The following is a 19,961-nucleotide window of genomic DNA, read 5'->3' on the forward strand; positions in this document are numbered from 1 at the left end:
TGGTCGTCACCGGGGGACATGCTCGGCAAACAAATCAGGTGGTGGACAGTTGGCAGGATTCCACCGGCATTCGACACTTTGCCACGCCGCGTCACCCACACACCAATCTGCGCGGCACTGGATGCCGGCTGGCCACACTCATTGCCTGTCATTTGGTGCAAGGCAGCAGCGCTGGCGATGCGGTGGTGCGCAGTCTCATGTGCCTAAACCATGCCATTGGCAAACCAGTGTGCCTTCCGGCCGGGCATGGTTATCCGGCGCCTCAGGCCTTGACACCAACGCAAGCCAGTCTGCCGACGCTTTTGTTCGATAGCCATTGGCCACAGGTTGACACGGAGCGCTGTTTCCGACCGATTCCACATCCTATCGGTTTGTACCCGATTGTGGATTCACTCGACTGGTTGGAGCGTCTGCAGCACTATGAGCTTGCGCTGATTCAGTTACGTCTGAAAAAACCTCTGGCTCAATGCCGGGATGAAATTCGCGCGGCGTGCGAATTGGCACGAAAGGCAGGCATACGACTGATCGTCAACGATCACTGGCAGGCGGCCATTGAATACGGCGCCTTTGGCGTGCACCTCGGGCAAGACGATCTGGCCGAGGCCGATCTTGATGCCATCGCGCACGCGAATCTCGCCCTCGGCGTGAGCACGCATGACTATTTTGAACTCGTTCGAGCGCTTGCACTGTCCCCGAGCTATGTTGCCCTTGGCCATATTTTTCCAACACCAACGAAGGTCATGCCTTCTGCGCCACAGGGCCTACAACGTCTGGCCGAATACGTGAAGCTACCATTGCCAGTGCCCACCGTTGCCATTGGCGGGATCGACCTTGATAACGCACGCTCCGTGGCGGACACCGGCGTGGACGGCGTGGCGGTAGTGCGTGCGGTCACACAGGCGCCAGATCTTGACGCGACGATCCGCCGGTTTCAATCACTTTTTATGCGCAGGAAATGACCATGAATGGGCTTGAGCGACGTTATGCACGGCAATTGCTGGTGCCAGAAATGGACGAGGCCAAACAAGCACGTCTCGCCGAAATGTCTGTCGGAATCATTGGCGTCGGAGGCCTTGGCTGTCATATTGCGCCGGCGCTGGCGGCAGCAGGCATTGGATGCCTGCACCTGATGGACGATGACCTGGTCAGTGAAAGCAATTTGCCGCGTCAGTGGCTATATCACAATCATCACATCGGCGCGCCTAAAGTCCATTGCTGTGCTGATTTTATCCGCCAGCATCGTCCTGACGTACGCGTCACCACACACGCCATGCGTATGAATGAGGCGGCGCTGGCTGAATGCCAGCACACCTCCGGGCGCTTCGATCTACTCATTGATGCTTCCGACAACCTCACGACACGCCAAGCAGCGAATCGTTTCGCCCACAACGCCAACTGTCCACTTATCACCGCTGCCGTGGCCGGATGGCAAGGACATGTCGCATTTTTCGACTTTGGGCTCAACGCGAGTCCCTGCTATGAATGTGTGGTTGGCCAGCAATCGTTACCTTCTTGTCTCGAAGATGGCGTTTTTGGCCCGATGGCCGCTTGGGTGGCTAGTTGCGCCGCCCTCATGGCCATCAAGTGGATGATTGGTCTCGGCCAATCCCCCTTGTGGGTACAAATGGATGGTCGCACCATGACCCAAAAAGTCTTTTCAATTCAACCGGATCCTCAATGTTCCGTCTGTGGAGAAACCAGCCATGATCACCGTGCTGATCAATGACAAACCTGTATCACTGTGCCAAGGGGCAACTCTTCAGGATGCGCTTAACGCCTATGCCAAGACCTCCGATCGACTGGCGGTTGCGGTCAATGGCACCGTCGTGCCGAACACACAATGGCATACCTACCAATTGGCTGACAATGATCGACTTGATGTCTTTCAACTGGTCGCAGGAGGCTAGCAATGGGCGCAAACTGGTCAATTGGAGACACAACCTTTCACTCGCGCCTCTTGCTTGGCACCGGTAAATTCGCCAGCGTCGCTGAAATGCAGGCGGCGGTGCGGTCCAGTGGCAGCCAGATGGTGACCGCGGCGCTCAAGCGCTTCGATCCAGACCATCCTGAAGACGATCTTTTCACACCGCTGCAAGCACTTGGTGTGACTGTCATTCCTAACACCTCGGGCGCGAGAAATGCCAAAGAAGCCATTGTCGCGGCCGAGTTGGCGCGCAGCTTGACGGGTTCGCCGTGGATCAAACTTGAAATCCACCCAAATCCTCGCCACCTGATGCCCGACGCGTTGGCCACTGTCGAAGCCGCACGCGAATTGGTCGCGCAAGACTTCAAGGTATTGCCATATATGCATGCTGATCCAATTCTGGCCAAACAATTGGAAGAAATAGGCTGTGCCGCCGTCATGCCACTGGGCGCCCCCATTGGCTCCAATCAAGGGCTACAAACAGAAGTGTTTCTCCAACAAATCATCGCGGAAGCCACGGTGCCAGTCATTGTCGACGCGGGGCTCGGACGTCCTTCAGACGCGGCGCGGGCTATGGAACTAGGGGCCGATGCTGTGCTCGTCAACACAGCCATTGCCACCGCCTCCGATCCTGTGCGCATGGCTAAAGCTTTTGCTCGTGCCGTCGAAGCCGGGCTGGCCGGGCGTCAAGCCGGACTTGCCGAGACCGCCGGCCCCTCGCCAAGTTCGCCCCAAACACTATTTTCGGAGCTTTGGTCATGAGTTGGTCCAACTGGTTGACCGAAAATAGCCCGGAACGCATTGAAGCGCAGGCGCAGCAATGTCGAGAGATCGACGTGTTACGCGCGTTGCAAAAGGCCGGTCATGCCATGACCGAAGACGATCTCATCGCATTATTGAGCCCGGCTGCCACATCGCACTTACCGGCCATTGCCGAACGTAGCTATCATCTGACGCGACAGCACTTTGGCCACAATATTCATTTCTATGTCCCGCTGTATCTTTCCAATCGATGTGCAAATCACTGCACATACTGTGGATTCAGCCGACATATCGCCCAAAAACGCACCACCTTGAACATCGACCAAATCCACGCCGAACTGCGCGCCATTAAGAAGCGCGGCTTTAACAATGTGTTGCTGGTCACCGGTGAGAGCCACAAAGTGGGTGCCGACTATTTGGCGCAGGCCGCCAACCTTGCCCATACGATGTTTTCCATGGTGGGGCTTGAGGTGCAAAGCTTATCGGACAAGGATTACGAACGGATGAGCCATACCGGCGTCGACTACATCCCGTTTTATCAAGAAACCTATCACCAACACACTTACGAACAAGTGCATCTGGCCGGCCCAAAAGCTGATTATCAACACCGTTTAGCGACCCCGGCACGCATCGCGAGGGCGGGTATTCGCAAAGTTGGTCTTGGTGTGCTGCTCGGCCTTGGCCCTTGGCGATACGATGTCATTGCGCTCGCTCGACATCTTCGCTGGTTGGAAAAAAAGTTTTGGCGCACGACATTCAGTGTCAGTCTCCCCCGTCTGAGACCATGCGCAGCCAGCCAAGGCTCGTCATACCAGACACCAAGCGATCAGTGGTTCCTACAAATCATCATGGCGTTGCGGCTTTGGTCGCCGACCGTCGAGATCGTCTTGTCAACCCGCGAGCCAAGCCAGCTGCGTGATCGTTTACTCCCCTTTGGCGTCACTCACATTAGCGCCGGCTCGTCCACACAACCCGGCGGCTACGCCGAAGCCAATGTGCGGCTACGCCAATTCGATATTGATGATCACCGCACGCCGCAAGAAATTGCCACGGTCATTCGCAAATTGGGGCTACAACCGGTATGGACCGACTGGCGCTCAGAACTCTCGCAGCCAATGGACCTAAGTTTATGACGAATCGTTCGTGTAAATCAGCATAACCATGATAAAATATCGCCCCTTAAACGGAGCCCTTATGCGCCCACTTACGAAGCAGGGTTGAATCGCTATGTCAGAGTATCGAATTTTTACCTCCGAATCGGTGTCCGAAGGCCACCCAGATAAAATTGCAGACCAAATTTCCGATGCGATTTTGGACGCCATTCTCGAACAGGACAAGATGGCCAGAGTCGCCTGTGAAACTTTGGTCAAAACAGGCATGGTGTTAGTCGCCGGCGAAATTTCGACGTCCGCTTGGGTAGATATTGAACACCTCGTGCGGGAAGTTGTGCGAGATATTGGCTACACCCATTCTGACATGGGCTTTGATGCAGATTCCTGTGCCGTCATAAACGCCATTGGTAAACAGTCTCCGGACATTGCCCGTGGTGTGGATCGCGACGATCCGGCTGAGCTGGGGGCAGGTGACCAAGGCTTGATGTTTGGCTATGCCACTAACGAAACTGACGTCCTTATGCCGGCACCGATCCTCTATGCACACCGTCTGGTGGAGCGTCAGGCAGAACTGCGCAAAGACGGCACGTTGCCCTGGCTTCGCCCTGATGCCAAAAGCCAAGTCACCTTCAGATATGAAAATGGCAAACCGGTTGCCGTCGATGCCGTCGTGCTGTCAACACAACATGCACCGGAAATTAAGTACGACGACTTGCAGGAAGCCGTTCGAGAGCTCATCATCAAACATGTATTGCCTGAAGAGTGGCTTGACAAGCATACCAAGTACCATATCAATCCCACTGGTTCTTTCGTGATTGGCGGGCCGATGGGCGATTGCGGTCTGACTGGACGTAAAATCATCGTTGACACCTATGGCGGGGCCGCACGTCATGGCGGTGGCGCATTCTCAGGCAAAGACCCAACTAAGGTGGACCGAAGCGCTGCTTATGCGGCACGTTACGTGGCCAAAAACATCGTCGCTGCTGGCCTTGCCGAGCGCTGTGAGGTACAAGTCTCGTACGCCATCGGTGTCGCAGAGCCAACTTCCATCAGCATTAACACCTTTGGCACGGCGCGTATTGACGAAGATAAAATTGCCAAACTTGTCCGCACCCATTTCGATTTGCGACCTTATGGTCTGATTCAAATGCTGGATCTGGTTCGGCCAATTTATCGCCAAACCGCTGCTTATGGGCATTTTGGCCGAGAAATCCCAGACTTTACATGGGAGAACACCGACAAGGCGGAGGCCCTCCGGGCCGATGCTGGATTAGCATGACGTACAACGGAGCCATCCATGACAGACACAAGTTTCACTGACTACAAAGTGGCCGATATGTCCCTGGCCGACTGGGGACGCAAGGAAATTCGCATCGCCGAAACCGAAATGCCTGGTCTGATGGCACTGCGCCGCGAATTCGCGGACAGTCAGCCGTTAGCAGGCGCACGAATTGCGGGCTGTCTGCACATGACGATTCAGACCGCCGTACTGATTGAAACACTGGTCGCATTGGGCGCAGAAGTGCGTTGGTCAAGCTGCAATATCTTTTCCACACAGGATCATGCCGCGGCTGCCATTGCCGCCGCAGGTATTCCCGTTTTTGCCTGGAAAGGTGAGACCGAAGAGGAATACGAATGGTGTATCCGCCAAACCATTGAAGGCCCCAATGGTTGGACACCAAACTTGTTGCTTGATGACGGTGGCGATCTGACCGCCATTGTCCATCAACACTATCCGCACTTACTCGAAAACATTCGTGGTGTCTCTGAAGAAACCACCACCGGTGTGCACCGACTCTATGAAATGGCCAAAGCTGGCACATTGAAAATGCCAGCGATCAACGTCAACGACTCCGTCACCAAATCCAAATTCGACAATCTTTATGGATGCCGTGAGTCGCTTCTCGATGGCATTAAACGTGCGACCGATGTCATGATCGCCGGCAAAATTGCCGTCGTGTGCGGCTATGGGGATGTGGGTAAGGGCTGTGCGCAGTCGCTGCGGGGTCAGGGGGCCACGGTCTGGGTCACCGAGATCGATCCGATTTGTGCCCTCCAAGCAGCCATGGAAGGGTATCGTGTGGTGACGATGGAAGAAGCCGCACCTGTCGCTGACATCTTTGTCACCGCCACTGGTAACTACCATGTCATCACGCACGATCATATGGTGGCCATGAAAGATCAGGCCATCGTTTGTAATATCGGCCACTTCGATAACGAAATTGATGTGGCATCACTGCGTCAATACGAATGGGAAAATATCAAACCTCAAGTGGATCATGTCATTTTCCCAGATGGTAAACGCATCATCTTGCTCGCAGAAGGACGCCTCGTAAACTTGGGCTGTGCGACTGGCCACCCCAGCTTCGTGATGTCAAACAGCTTTACCAATCAGGTGCTTGCGCAAATCGAGCTGTGGCAAAACCACGAAAAATACGACAATCAGGTCTATGTGCTGCCGAAACACCTCGACGAGAAAGTGGCCAGGTTGCACCTCGACCGCATCGGCGCGAAGCTGACCCGCCTCACACCGGAACAGGCGGAATATATCGGTGTCAGCATCGACGGCCCCTACAAGCCAGACCATTACCGATATTAACCTGACTCCGGGGCCATCCCCGGAGGATTCACGATGAGTTCGATTCGTCTTTACGTGTCCAAACCCCTTCCGCCGTCGGGTGAGATCATCATTGCCGACGGCGCCTTTCATCATCTTTGCCGGGTGCTACGTGCCAAACCTGGACAGACTGTCACACTCTTCAATGGTGACGGCTTTGACTACGTTGGCACACTCACCGCCGTATCGAAACGCGAAGCCTGCATCCGCATTGATCACCACACAAAGAATGTCGCATCACCCACACTTTCTATCACGCTATTACAAGCCGTCAGTAAAGGCGAGCGAATGGATTGGGCGGTACAAAAATCGGTTGAACTGGGCGTCAGTCGAATTGTGCCTGTGCTGACTGAGCGCTCGGTGGTGCGACTGACCGCCGAACGTTGGGAAAAGAAAGTCAATCACTGGCAGCAGGTGGCGATCAGTGCCTGTGAACAATCCGGTCGTTCAGATATCCCTATCATCGCCCCCGTTCAGACATTGTCACAAGCATGGCAAGCGCTGCCGACAGAATCGCTGCGGCTCGTGGCCAGCCCAGACGGCCAACGGAAACTTCGCGATTTGAACGACACGCAAGTAGTCCAGGGCGTTGTGATTTTAGTGGGTCCCGAGGGCGGGCTCACCGACACCGAACTCAACGCTCTCACACCACAACCGATCAAAATCTCAATGGGGCCGCGAATACTGCGCACAGAAACTGCGCCGCTGGCATTTCTGGCTGGCTTGCACGCCTTGTACGGTGACAGTTAACCCATGGCCTCAAGACTCATGGCCTCAAGCTCCTTCATGTCAGGCAACGCCACGACTGTCTCGGACAAGCGCGCGTAGCCAGCGATCCCTCTTGGTGGCTCCTCCATCTCCGAAGCATTTTCGGCCGGGCTTAAGTCATCAGGACCAACGTTTTGCAACCGAGGGATACCATTAATCAGAATCGCCATAAACGGTATGTCTTCATTGCCAGTGGCGCTATTCAAAATGCCGATCCGCGCCCGTTTGCCAATCTCTTCAACCGTCGGCATTGCCGCTTCCAACGTGATAAGTGGCAAGCGCAAACCGCGCCAGAAAATATCGCCGAGATGCCACGGCGCATTTCGCTCGGATTCCGGTACGGTAAATCCCACAACTTCCGCCATCGCGGTATCGGGAAGCAATAACGGCGTCGTCCACATCGGAACCAACAAACTGTGAATCGTTGTTTTCGCCTCGGTCGCCATAGTTAATTCCTCGATGCTTGGTTAAGTTTCGGTGCACTGGTGTGAGTACGGCGAACATGGCTCGCCAAAGCACTTGCCAGGAACTCAGGCGTGCCGCGCAAAGTATGCAGTCCGAGGGCAGCCACTGCCTCAGGCATGGCCGCGCTCGCGCAGGTGTCCGCGGTTTGACACCATACGGGATGGTTCCGCTCACGCATGGCTTGAGCGCCTGCCACACCGTCCCCCGGCATACCACTAAAAATGATGGCACCTGTCTTCGGCCACACTGCTGCAATATTTTCCATGATCTCGTCAATGGTTGGTGTAAATGGGCCCCGCCATCCCTTCTCGTCCACACGTAACCAACCATTCCAGTCAACGTGCACGCGTTGCGTCACTGGCAGAATGATAATTTCCCCCGGTTTCACCGGGCCTGTTTCAGCGATTCGGACATGAAAGTTCGAGTAGTCCTCGAGCAGGCTACGCAACACCGGCACAAATCCGCTATCAATATGCTGCGCCACCAGCAGACTGCAGTTGGCGTCCTGCGGCAATGCTTGAAAAAAACGTTTCAACGCCATTGGGCCGCCTAAACTCGCGCCAATCACCCACAAAGGAAAATCCGGACCAGTAAAGGTCGCGGATTCTGCTGGACGTAACTCGCCACTCAACCTGTTGTCTGACACTGCCGGGCGTACCGGCGAGGCCGGAAGCAGCGCATCTTCCAGCACCAACTCGCCCAGTCTGACAATCAGTTTTTTCACCCAATAATCAGGGTGCTTTTGACGCGACAACGCCGCCCGCTCATTGATAAAAACAGGCACCTTGGCATCGTGCAACAGTGAATCAAGGTGCGCATGCCAATCGTCTTCGTCGAGATCGACGAGCCAAATATGTAAATCGGTCCTCGCGCACTGGGCAGCATTGATGTCGTCCGGCGAAATGACATCCACAATATCGACGCGTTCCGCAGTCAAAAGCTCCATCAACGGATGACTCTTCGCCTTATCCGCCGTGACGATCCCAATGGATAGAATCCTGTCCGTCATCACTGTCCTTCGAGCAGAGATTCAATATTTTGCAATAGATCTATCTCGTTATAGGGCTTGCCCATATAGCGATTGACACCAATCTCTTCTGCCCGACTACGGTGTTTATCGCCCGTTCGAGAGGTGATCATAATGATCGGGATATGCTTTAGGCGCTCATCATGGCGAATGGTTGAGGCCAATTCAAAGCCGTCCATCCGAGGCATTTCAATATCAAGCAACATCAGATCCGGAATCTGATCATGCAGCACATTGAGTGCATCCACACCATCTTTGGCCGTCAATACTTGATAGCCATGACGCTGCAACAGACGGCTTGTCACCTTGCGCACCGTAATGGAGTCATCCACAACCATAATGGTTTTGACGGACGTGTCTTCGTCCTCGCGACGTTTTACTTCCGCTTCGGCTTCCACGGATGGCGCATCCGCACGGCGCCACAGGGCTGGCAAATCAAGGATCAGCACGACACGCCCATCACCCAAGATGGTCGCGCCGGAAATGCCTGTAATGCTGGATAGCTGCACGCCAACTGACTTCACAACAATCTCACGGCTGCCAGCCAGCTCGTCTACCTGAAGGGCGACCGGGTGCTCTAAACCATGCAATAGCAGCAACGGGAGAGGTTGTGTCAATCCTTCAAGATTTGGACTGTCTTGCGTTTTCAACAGGCGACCTAAGTAGCGGACGCTATAAGGTTGGCCCGAATACATATAAGTCGGATCATTGTCGCGATAAATTTCTTCTAGCTCAAAGGGCGAGACGCGCACCACACCCTCGATATTGGCGTACGGAATGGCGTACATGCTGTCCGCGACACGCACCATCAGTGCCTGATTGACCGACACCGTAAATGGCAGACGCACCGTAAAGGTGGTGCCTCTATCCCGCTCGGATTGGATGTCAATCAAGCCACCCATTTGCTTGATTTCGCTATTCACCACATCCATCCCGACACCGCGACCGGAAATTTGTGTGACGGTTTCTGCGGTTGAAAAACCAGCTTCAAGAATCAACAACTGCAATTCATGGTCCGTCAGCTCGGCGCCTTCGGCGATTAAGCCGCGCTCCAATGCTTTTTTGCGGACGCGTTCCAAATCAATGCCGCGGCCGTCATCCGTAATTTCAACGACAACTTCTGCGCCTTCACGATACAAACGGATGCTCACACGCCCTTGTTCCGGTTTGCCTTTGCGCAGACGCTCTTCCTTAGATTCGATGCCGTGGTCAATGGCGTTTCGCAACATGTGCTCAATTGGTGCGATCAGGCGTTCGAGCACTGTCCTGTCCATCTCACCTTCGGCTTGGATGGCTAGCACCACCGGCTTTCCAAGCTCCTGACCGATTTGGCGCACCATACGACGCAATCTGGGCACAACGCTGGTGAACGGCACCAAGCGAGTGCGCATCAAGCGATCTTGCAGTTCGGAATCAACACGCGACTGCTGCAACAACAGCAACTCGGCGTCCGCCACCAACCCTTCCATCGTTTCTTTCAATGACAATAGGTCGTTGGTCGATTCACCGAGGCTTCGTGTGAGCTCTTGCTGGCGGGTGTAGCGGTCCATTTCTAGCGGATCGAATTCATCGTCTTCGTAGCCCGCCATTTCACGGCGATACTGAATTTGTGCCTCAGTTTCAATTTCGAGATTACGGAGCTGTGTGCGGACGCGCTCAACCGTGGCATCAATTTCTTCAATCTGGAAGCGCAGCTGAGTCACCTGCTGCTCAAGGCGCGAACGATAAATACTGGTTTCACCCGCGAGGTTGGCGAGCGTCTCCAAAGTCGCCGCATCGACACGAATCATTTCGCGCCCAGCACTCTGCCGTGCCGTCGCAGGTTGAGGCTTCGGCGCAGCTTTCTCTTCTTTGGTTTGCGCGGCTCGACGCCGTACCAGAGGGACGACTTGCGCGGTGTGCTGTGGCACATCTTGTTCTGTGCCTGGTGCCGTGACAGGGCGCCCTGCCGCTGTCCGAATCTTGGTCAGCAACGCATTGGCTGTCGGAATCGTACCCGCGGTCTTGACTCGCTCGACCATTTTCGCCATGGCGTCGTGACATTCCTGCGCCAGTCCGATGAGTTCGCTATCCGCAATGCGTCGACCGGTGGTCACCTGCTCAAGCAAATTTTCCAGCTCATGTGCGACGTCGGCTAAAGGTGTCAAACCAGAAATCCGCGCGCCACCTTTAAGCGTATGGAGCTGACGCTGAAGCATATTGACGTGCTCGAGGTCATTTTGGTTTTCTTGCCACAAGCTAATGACATCGCCCTGTTCAGTCAGCAGCTCCTCCGCTTCTTCGAGATAGATGTCGAGAATATCCTTGTCTTCTGGCTCGAGATCCAGAGCAATCTCTTCTTCGGTAAGCGCCGCTTCAACAAATGCTTTTGTAATGTCTGCCGATTTTTCGACCTGCGATGTCGTTTCATCCTCAACGCCGATGTCGGCCACATCGCCCGACTTAAGTGAGGCGATCAGGGCGTCAGCAGGTTCAGCATCTTCCCCTGCCTTGATCTGTGCCACCATCGCGTCAAGCTGCTCAAAAGCAGTCCTCGTCAGTTCCAGCGAAGCTGATGCGTGGGTCAGTGCCGTCTCCAGCTCGTGCGCCAAGTCGGCCACCGGCTGTTGGTTGGCCAGACGGGCCGCCCCCTTCAAGGTATGCAGGATACGCAACAAGGCGTCGACTTCGCCATAAGCCTCAAAATGCGCCAAGGCCTCCTCAGCCTCATTCATCAGCTCTTCTGCTTCCTCAATAAAGAGCGCACGAATCTCTTCCAGTTCTTCGTCTTCAGCCGTATCTGCATCTTCGACTGCCTCGGCCATTGCCCCAGACGTTTCAGCGTCATCATCGATGTCTTCCGCACTCAACGATGGCGCAAGTGCATCCGAGGCGGCCAAATCGACATCGTCGTCGGCGACGTCAGATGCCTGATCGATTTCTTCTTCGACGGCACCCGTCGCCTCAGTCATGTCCGTTGTATCGCCAGTCTCGAAATTAGATGGCGCCTCGTCCGTCGGCTCGGAGAGTTCAATCAATGACTCGTGATCGTCCGACACGTCAGACGAAATGGCATCATCGCCTGGTAGTTCATCGACCTCCCTTTCCGCTTCGATTTCGCTTGCTTCGCCAAGCAAACCTGGCTCGTCCGACAGCGCTTCAGGCGCTACGGTTTCTACATCAACATCATCCAAATCAATGCTGTCAAACGACAAGGCAGGTTCTGTGTCGCCTTCCTCATCCACTAAGCTATCCGCTGCGCCATCATCGACTAAGCTCGCTGCGCCAGCTTCCGGACCAACATCGTCCAGAGCCACCTCTGTCTCGGCGCCCTCGCCAGCTTCTGCCGGCGGCTCAATGTCAAATGTCTCCTCTCCGTCAACGCTTACCAGATCAGAGTCTGTCACTTCTAAGGCCGCTTCCGAAGGTGCCTCAGTTGTCGGCGCCTGGTCACTGGTAAATTCGTCCAGTGCTTCGAGCAGCGACTGGTTGAGTTTCGGACGCTGACTGGCTGCGATACGGTCAAAATTCTCCGCCAAGGATGCCAACGCGCGTGAGAGTAATTCGACGAAATCGGCACGACGGCTTGCCTGTGCCCCTTTTGCAAGGAAGCCTCCAATTGCGGCACAGAAGTGTGCCATTGGGGCCAGATCAACCGCTTCGGCGAGATCGGCCAATCGAGCAAATTTTTCTGACGCCTGGTGGAGAACGTCATCACTTAAGTTTGCTGACGTATCAAGCAAACGATCGCCAAGGTCATCCACCAGATCTTGTCCGTCGGACAAGAACGTGATCAACGCATCGTTATCACCACTTTCCGTTTCGACTTCCAGCGCCGGTATCAACCGATCCAACGCCTCTATCTGCGCTTTGAGCGCTCGGAATCGCTCGTCTTCCGGCTGCTGCTCGAAGCTTGGAATATCAGGCAGATTGTCTTCGAGGATTTCACTGAACCCTTGTAACGCCGTCAGCGCTTCATGGGACACTCCGATGGACCTCGCGTTGAGTTGCTTAAAGTGCGCTTCAAGTGGCGTCACCAAAGCACTGACCTTCAGCACACCCGTCATGTTGGCACTGCCCTTTATCGTGTGCAGCGCCCTGACCACATCATCGTCACACAGTGTCTCGCCAGGGTTAGACAGCGCCCGATCAATGAATTCATGAATGGCCGCCATGTGGGTTTCAGTTTCGGCGCAGAAGACCTCAACTAAAGCCTGATCGAGCGAGCTCTCATCTGTTTCGCTGATCGGCTCAGCATGTGCCACCATGTCTTCATCAACCGATGCATCATCGCCACCATGAAGTTCCTCTGGTGTCAATTCAGGCACATCCGCCAAAGGTGCCTCCGAGGTCACATCAATGGCTTCCGGCGTTTCTTCCACTTCCTCATCGGTGTCACCCACCTCGTCAACGACCACCGTCTCTTCTTCTGAGGTTTGCTCAACTGGTGCAGGCGGCACTGCTTCTGTTTGCTCCGTTAGGTCCGTGCCTGAAATAGTAGCCTCTGTCGTCTCGCTTGTCGCTGCCTGTCCTGGCTTAGGTGCAATACCGCCCGCAATCGCATGCGCGCGTGCCGCCAAGGCTTCGGCTTCGGACGACGCATTTTTACCCTGCTTGAAATCGTTAATCAGTGTCGGCAAAAGCGCCATCACTTCGTCCAGCAACTGCCAAATTTCTTCCGTCGTTGGCTGCGTACCCGCGATAATTTTGTTGAGCAAGTTCTCAACAGCCCAAGCCAACTCCCCAATGACCGTCGCGCCCACCAGCCGACCACTGCCCTTGAGGGTATGGAATGAACGCCGAGTCGTCGTCAATGCCTCCTTATCTTCACTGTTCTGTTTCCAAGCCGGATAGCTTTGCCCCAGTGTCTCCAGAACTTCTGTCGCTTCCTCGGCAAAGATTTCGAGAATTTCCTCGTCAATCAGATCGTCGCTCTCCGTCGCCGATGCCGGGGCTCCGAAGACTGTCTCTGTCTCACTTGAAACCTCATCTTGTGTTTCTATCGCGGTGTCCGGAACAGCGTCTCCGCCCTCCATGGCTGACGCTTCGTCTAAGGTTTCAGCGAGTGTTTCTAACCGTTGCAAACTGTTTCGTGCCGCATCAAGCACGGAGTCCAAAGCATGCTTTCCGCTTTCGTCGAAGCCTTCTAAATAATATTCAATGCCGGTATAGACGTCGGCCAACGCGTCAAGGTAGGCCTGCTCTGGTAAGACGCTACTACTACTGAGTTTATCAATATATTTTTGTGCTGAATGGATTAGGTCCGCCAAATCAGACATATCAAGCAAGCGGAAGCCACCTTCAATTTCGCGAGACCAATCCGCAATTGGCGCCAAGGTCGATCTATCGCCACCTGCCGCCATAAAGTCAACAATGGCATCTTGGATGCGCTGTAGATTAACGCGCGCCTCACGCATGAAGTGATACTGAGCGTCAAGGAATGCTTGCTCCGAAGCCACTTGCTCAAGATCTGAGCTTTCCCCGGTATCGTGCGCCATTTCGGAAAGTGCAGCCTCGACATAAAGCAGCGAGCCCGCTAAGTCCATCACCAAACTGTCGCTGACATGTTCTTCTCGGATTTGGCGGCGTAAATCGTTGATTTGCTCAATCAAAAGTTCGTGCTGTTGGTTCAGTCCCAGCACCAATAAGGTGTCCGCCAGTTGCTTAAGCTGGGGTAATTGCTTCTCCAAGTCTTGATATTTACGCTCACCAGTTCTGACGTAGATGTCGATGGCGTCTTTAAGATTCGCAATGCTTTCTCGCATCGCGCCAGCCACGGCTTCCAAGGCTTCGGTGCTGGCCACGACCTCATGTTCCTGGCCGTGGACTGCGTTGGAAATAGCACGGGCCTTGTCATTTGTGACCGGGGCTGACAAGACGTGAGTCAACAACGCTTGCAGCAGCTTGGCATTCGGTTTTTCAGAGAGCACGGCTGAACCACTCTCAGCCAATCGCTTAAGCTGACGATCAACCTGACCAAGCAGTCCATGCACAGTTTTGTCCTGCCAGCCTTTTTGTTCCTTGATCGTCGCGGTATAGGCGCTGGCCAGCCACCACAGTCGTTCAATTTCGCTACCCTGACAAATTGCCTGCAGACGGTCCAGCACTTTCTCAATACGACTCAGTCCATCCTCGGCTTGCTCGTCACGAATCACCGCAAGCAGACCTTTCTGGAAATGGGGCCTGAGTTTTTTGGCGGCTAGCTTAAGCGCATCCTCTGAATCAGGAACCTCCACTTGGACGGAAGGTTTTGGTATTGGCAACGCAAACACATCCGTCTCTTCGGACAGGGCAATGGGCTCCAATCCAATTTGTTTTCGAAGCCGATTCGTGGTGGCAATAATTTGTGCACCAGAGGACGCTCGACCCGAATAGAGTTTCTGCAAATGCAACTCAAGTTGCAAAATGCCTTCCATCATCGGCTCAAGCACTGCTTGAGAATGGGAGAACGCGCCTGAAGCCATACGAGCAGCCACTTGTTCTAGTGCTTCAGCAAGCGCAGCCGCTTCTGGAATATCAAGGATTTGTAAAGTACCACGCACTTGACGGAGATCTTTGGCGCAAATGGTCGCTTGCGAACTGTCAGTCGGGTTGTCCGCAAAGGCCTCCAACGCCTGCCGTGCCTCCAGCAGCGTTTTCTCGATTTCTTCCCGAACCCAACTCAGTGCAACTTGTTCATTTTGTCCGGCCATAAGCTCTCCATCCAATACTCATACTTTCTAGCCACTTTTTCTGAGGTAGGCGAGGCACTTGTCATGCGGATAGCGCGAAACATCCGCGTTAGACCATCGGCCGGCTTCACCTGGTGCCAGCACTAACAGACCACCAGGTACCAACCGCTTCACTAACTCATCCAAAATCTGTTCACGCCGCTCAGGCTTGAAGTAAATCAATACGTTCTGACAATAAATTACGTTGTAGGCGCTCTGTGGACTTGCCGCAATCCCACTCAAATTAAAGTGGGTAAAATACACCCTCTGCTTAAGTTCGGGCGAAACCACCCAGTGTCGGAGCCCATCCCGAAGAAAGTATTTCTCTTTGTAGGCATCGGGTAGCTCGCGCACAGCACTTTCTGTATAACATCCCTCACGCGCTTGTCGGATACTTGGCAAACTGATGTCAGAGCCGGTCACGCCATAGTGGAGAGGCACATCACTATTCTTCGCCAATGTATCAAGCGTCATTGCCAGGCTATAGACCTCCTCTCCGGTCGAACAACCAACACTCCACAACTGAAACATGAGCGGATGACAAGGTTTGTCCGCCAAAATCTGACGCGCGGCCGAGCTACGCAAACCTTTACGCTGCGCCAAGGTGGCTCCTATCAGTGTCCGACAATAGTTGGACACCAAAGCCATTGCGTCTGGATCGCGAAAAAAACGCGTCTCGTGAACCGTCAATTTATCCACGAGCGTTGCCCACTCCTCTTTTGGCAAGCGTTCATTCGCCAATGCATCGTAGTACGCTCTATAATCACGCAAACCGAGCGCCAAGACACGTGACGACAGTTGCGCCTGCACAAAAGAAAGACGGGCTTTGGGAAGCCAGAGACCCGTCTTTTCCTCTATCAATCGTTGCCACAGGAGGAATTCGCTTTCCTCAAGAGGCGCCAACAATTTGGGCATGTTTTCCGCTACATCCACAGGAATTCACCATCACTCGCCAACTGACTCCGATTCAGAAGTCACGTCTTCATCTTCGGCACCGAACTCAAGATCGAAATCTTCCTCGGTATCATCCGTTTCGACGTCTTCGGACTCGGGCAACTTGAAGCCGGCGACGGTTTCACGCAGTTCGTCCGCAAGCTCGGCAAGTTTACCAATCGACACTGCCGTCGCCTGAACGCCCGCGAGTGTCTGGTTGGTGATCTCCTGAATGACATTCATCGTGTTCGACACATGTCCCGCCGAAGCCGCTTGCTGGCGCGCAGCGTTGGAGATGTTTTGAATCAAGTCCGCCAAGTCACGCGATACGTTTTCAATTTCTTCAAGCGCCACACCTGCGTCATGCGCCAATTGGGCACCGCGAACTACCTCGGCGGTACTCGCCTCCATCGAAATCACGGCTTCATTGGTGTCGGTCTGAATGGTTTTTACGAGGGCCTCAATCTGTTTGGTCGCGTTACTTGAACGCTCTGCGAGTCGCTGTACCTCGTCCGCAACCACGGCGAAACCGCGACCTGCGTCACCGGCCATCGACGCCTGAATAGAAGCGTTCAATGCCAAAATGTTCGTCTGGTCGGAAATGTCGTTAATCAAGGCCACGATGTCACCAATCTCCTGCGAACTTTCACCCAGGCGTTTGATTCGTTTTGACGTTTCCTGAATTTGTTCGCGAATGGTGTCCATCCCTTTGATTGTATTTCGTACAACGGCCGCACCCTTGTGCGCGATTTCTACCGACTTCTCCGCCACTTGGGCTGACTCGGCGGCGTTGGCTGACACCTGTTCAATCGACACGGCCATTTCGTTAATCGCCGCAGACGCACCGGTAATTTCCTGCGCCTGGTTTTTCGCCGCCTGCGTCAACTCGGTCGCCGTCGCCTGTGTTTCTTCGGCCGCCGCCGACACACGAACCACCGCTTGCTTAATTGTCGCAACCAACGACCGAAGCTGGTCGATGGTGTAGTTCATCGCGTCCGCAATCGCGCCCGTAAAGTCTTCGGTCACTGTCGCGTGAACGGTCAGGTCACCATCTGCAAGACCTTCCATCTCATCCAGCAAGCGAATAATCGCCTGCTGGTTTCTTTCGTTCTGGGCACGCTCCCGGTCACGCGCTTCTGCCGCCAATTGGGCTCGGCGACGGTCGGCACGGCGTTGCTGCAGGTACATGATAAACAGCAACAAAATCACCACGCCAAACAAACCCGCGGAGACATAAACATTACCGTACAGTCGCGTGTTAGGAAGTGCTAGGAAGGCGTTTTCCAGCTTTTCAGCGTCCTGCGCCAATTTGGTGGCATTTTCAAAGACCACGGCATTGGCCGCATGGACTTTCAAGAGCACGTCTTTGGCATCGATAATGTTAGCCACATTATCTTTTACTTCGTTATAGATGCTGAGGATGTCCTGTAATGCTTCCCGAGCTTCCTGATTTTTAATCGGTTCAAAGCCTTGGATAGGATCGCCTTCAAGCATCCCATTCAACACCTGGCCGAAGACATCCACGTCATGGCCAAAAGACTCGGCAACACGTTGCGCTTCTTCTCCCCCCGTCACCAGCACTTTTTGGAGTGAACGGATGATGCGCTCAGCGAACCAAATTTGTCGTGTGGCCAGCCAAACAACGGTTCGATTGACGTTCGTTTCGAGAAGAATATCAATCACAAGGTTGTAGTTGTTTTGCAGTTGGGGAATTTTTTGCTCCAGTTCTGCTGCCAGTTTGTGCAGACCAAGCACCGTGTCTTTGGCGCTATAGATTTCATCCGCAGCGGTACCAACTTTTTTCCAAGTCGCCTGCAGCTCAGCCAACTCCGACTGCACGATCGACATTGGAATGCCGAATAAGCCGCCACGCGCCAATTCCAGCTCCTGAAGTCGAGCCCGGAACCGCCGCGTACTGTCGCTTAACAATCGGAAGGCGTCTGGGTTTCCTTTCACTGCCTCGGATGCCGACGACGCAATCTGCTGAGACAGCACCCGCATCTCCGCGGAAATTTGCGCTCGACGTTGATCCAACTGGCCCTGATAGACGCCATAGCCCACGTTCGCTGCCATTAGCAAAATGGCCAGAACCAGCAATACAATGATGCCAGATCCGCTCCGGCTTTCAATGTCACCTATTGACGTGGTGTTCGCTGCATTCATAGTCTGCCTTTCCTGGTTATTGGGTGATTAGGGAACCATCCAGCCTAAACTGCCACTTGCAAGAAGTTGGCATTTTCGGCTAACTCATAAAAATCAAAAATTTTCCACGTGCGACCGTCACGCTCAAAGGCGCCGGTCACAAATGGACGTAACTGTTCATCGCTTTCTTCAAAATCCGTAACTCGCTCGTGATCTTCGAAATGCTGTAAACCAAGCACATCGTCGACCACAACACTGCTCACCAAATCGTCTTTGGTCATGACCATTAACCTTTGCCGGCGGCTTCGATTAGGGCGGTTATATAAAAACCCCTGTAGGTCCATGATCGGGAGCAACACACCGCGCACATTCGCCACACCTCTCACCCAGCTCTTGGCGCCAGGGACCGCGGTAAATTCCGGCACATGTAATACTTCACTGATTTGTCCAAGTGGGGCGAGGAAATACTGGCCAGCCAATACAAAACCAATGCCCGACCAATAATTCGTCAAAACCTCCTGTTTTGGTAATTCAAAGGCATGCTTTCGACATTGCGCGTCGATGACACGCAATATTTCAAATGGTCGCTCCAATCCTTCAGTCATTGAACCAACGCCTCAATATTAGCCTTCCAGCACTTTACGCACTGTTGCCAGCAACTTGCTTTCTTCCACTGGCTTGGTGAGATAATCCTTGGCACCTTGCCGCATCCCCCAAATTCGGTCGGTTTCCTGATCTTTCGTAGTAATGATAATGACCGGAATATGCTTTGTTTCCTCACCTCGAGTCAATTGCCGGGTTGCCTGAAAACCGTTCATCCCAGGCATGACCACGTCCATGAGGATCACATCCGGCAGCTCTCGCTTAGCCAATTTAATGCCATCTTCACCATTGTCAGCTGTGAGCACATCGAAACCATGCTTGCTCATAATGCTGCTCAGCAACTGCGTTTCTGTTGGAGAATCATCCACTATCAAAACTCGAGCCATGCGTTATTACCCCTGCTTTGTATTAATCGATTCGCTCAATACACAACACCTATTCTTTGAATTTTGATCAGGAACTTTCTGTCATGCGATCGGCTGCCTGAATCTTGTCCAACTGTGCATTAATGGCGCCGAGAAGCTCATCCCGACTGAACGGTTTCGTCAGGTATTGATCAGATCCCACAATCCTACCCTTTGCGCGATCAAACAGTCCATCTTTACTCGAAAGCATGATCACGGGCGTATCTCGAAAGGCAACATTACGTTTGATTAATGCGCAGGTCTGATAACCATCCAGCCTGGGCATCATGATATCCACAAAGATAATGTCCGGGTGCACATCCGCAATTTTACCAAGCGCATCAAACCCATCGACTGCAGTGTGAACTTCGCAACCCACTTTTTTGAGCAAAGTCTCGGCCGTACGTCGGATCGTCTTACTGTCGTCAACGATCATCACCTTCAGGCCTTCAAGTGATTTTTCCATAGTCGATCCCAATAATGTCTGATCTTTCACCTATCGCGGGCTTCACACA

The 19,961-nt window shown here is 53.8% G+C and carries 16 protein-coding genes; 8 read left to right on the forward strand and 8 right to left on the reverse strand.

What is annotated here, in order from left to right; genetic code table 11:
- The 8 genes from D6694_06400 to D6694_06435 form a co-directional block, all read left to right on the forward strand.
- Window positions 1-959 (forward strand): thiamine phosphate synthase (locus D6694_06400; GenBank protein RMH43908.1); only part of this gene is annotated, 959 nt, incomplete at its 5' end.
- Window positions 956-1,726 carry a HesA/MoeB/ThiF family protein gene (locus D6694_06405; GenBank protein RMH43909.1) on the forward strand — a complete coding sequence of 257 codons (771 nt, stop codon included), beginning with the start codon at window positions 956-958 and terminating at the stop codon, window positions 1,724-1,726. The genes D6694_06400 and D6694_06405, both read left to right, overlap by 4 nt.
- Window positions 1,704-1,907, forward strand: a complete 204-nt coding sequence (thiS, locus tag D6694_06410; protein RMH43910.1) for a sulfur carrier protein ThiS — start codon at window positions 1,704-1,706, stop codon at window positions 1,905-1,907. The genes D6694_06405 and thiS overlap by 23 nt, the downstream gene beginning before the upstream one ends.
- A 2-nt stretch (window positions 1,908-1,909) precedes the next feature.
- Window positions 1,910-2,686 carry a thiazole synthase gene (locus D6694_06415; GenBank protein RMH43911.1) on the forward strand — a complete coding sequence of 259 codons (777 nt, stop codon included), beginning with the start codon at window positions 1,910-1,912 and terminating at the stop codon, window positions 2,684-2,686.
- Window positions 2,683-3,819 carry a 2-iminoacetate synthase ThiH gene (gene thiH / locus D6694_06420; protein ID RMH43912.1) on the forward strand — a complete coding sequence of 379 codons (1,137 nt, stop codon included), beginning with the start codon at window positions 2,683-2,685 and terminating at the stop codon, window positions 3,817-3,819. Before D6694_06415 ends, thiH begins: the two co-directional genes overlap by 4 nt.
- Window positions 3,820-3,913: 94 nt before the next feature.
- Window positions 3,914-5,077, forward strand: a complete 1,164-nt coding sequence (locus D6694_06425) for a methionine adenosyltransferase (protein RMH43913.1) — start codon at window positions 3,914-3,916, stop codon at window positions 5,075-5,077.
- An 18-nt stretch (window positions 5,078-5,095) separates the two neighbouring features.
- Window positions 5,096-6,397, forward strand: a complete 1,302-nt coding sequence (locus D6694_06430; GenBank protein ID RMH43914.1) for an adenosylhomocysteinase — start codon at window positions 5,096-5,098, stop codon at window positions 6,395-6,397.
- A gap of 33 nt (window positions 6,398-6,430) precedes the next feature.
- Complete coding sequence (locus D6694_06435; protein RMH43915.1) at window positions 6,431-7,165, forward strand: 16S rRNA (uracil(1498)-N(3))-methyltransferase; 735 nt, start codon at window positions 6,431-6,433, stop codon at window positions 7,163-7,165.
- On the opposite strand, the gene D6694_06440 is transcribed toward D6694_06435, so the two are convergent.
- The 8 genes from D6694_06440 to D6694_06475 all read right to left on the reverse strand — a co-directional run bounded on the left by D6694_06440 (window position 7,162) and on the right by D6694_06475 (window position 19,912).
- Window positions 7,162-7,629 carry a hypothetical protein gene (locus D6694_06440; GenBank protein ID RMH43916.1) on the reverse strand — a complete coding sequence of 156 codons (468 nt, stop codon included), beginning with the start codon at window positions 7,627-7,629 and terminating at the stop codon, window positions 7,162-7,164. The two genes, D6694_06435 and D6694_06440, sit on opposite strands and share 4 nt — an antisense overlap.
- A 2-nt stretch (window positions 7,630-7,631) precedes the next feature.
- Window positions 7,632-8,657, reverse strand: a complete 1,026-nt coding sequence (locus D6694_06445) for a chemotaxis protein CheB (protein RMH43917.1) — start codon at window positions 8,655-8,657, stop codon at window positions 7,632-7,634.
- Window positions 8,657-15,346 (reverse strand): response regulator, encoded by a 6,690-nt coding sequence (locus D6694_06450; protein RMH43918.1) that lies wholly within the window; start codon window positions 15,344-15,346, stop codon window positions 8,657-8,659. The genes D6694_06445 and D6694_06450 overlap by 1 nt, the downstream gene beginning before the upstream one ends.
- Before the next feature lie 27 nt (window positions 15,347-15,373).
- Window positions 15,374-16,279 (reverse strand): protein-glutamate O-methyltransferase CheR, encoded by a 906-nt coding sequence (locus D6694_06455; protein ID RMH43919.1) that lies wholly within the window; start codon window positions 16,277-16,279, stop codon window positions 15,374-15,376.
- A 30-nt stretch (window positions 16,280-16,309) separates the two neighbouring features.
- Entirely contained in the window at window positions 16,310-18,460 is a 2,151-nt protein-coding gene (locus tag D6694_06460) for a chemotaxis protein (GenBank protein RMH43920.1), read from the reverse strand.
- 44 nt (window positions 18,461-18,504) lie between these two features.
- A complete protein-coding gene (locus tag D6694_06465; GenBank protein RMH43921.1) occupies window positions 18,505-19,044 on the reverse strand; it encodes a chemotaxis protein CheW in 540 nt (179 codons plus the stop codon).
- Between the two features lie 18 nt (window positions 19,045-19,062).
- Window positions 19,063-19,428, reverse strand: a complete 366-nt coding sequence (locus D6694_06470; GenBank protein RMH43922.1) for a response regulator — start codon at window positions 19,426-19,428, stop codon at window positions 19,063-19,065.
- A gap of 67 nt (window positions 19,429-19,495) precedes the next feature.
- A complete protein-coding gene (locus D6694_06475; GenBank protein ID RMH43923.1) occupies window positions 19,496-19,912 on the reverse strand; it encodes a response regulator in 417 nt (138 codons plus the stop codon).
- Window positions 19,913-19,961: the final 49 nt, after the last annotated feature.

It is taken from the genome of Gammaproteobacteria bacterium, assembly GCA_003696665.1.
Classification (GTDB): Bacteria; Pseudomonadota; Gammaproteobacteria; order Enterobacterales.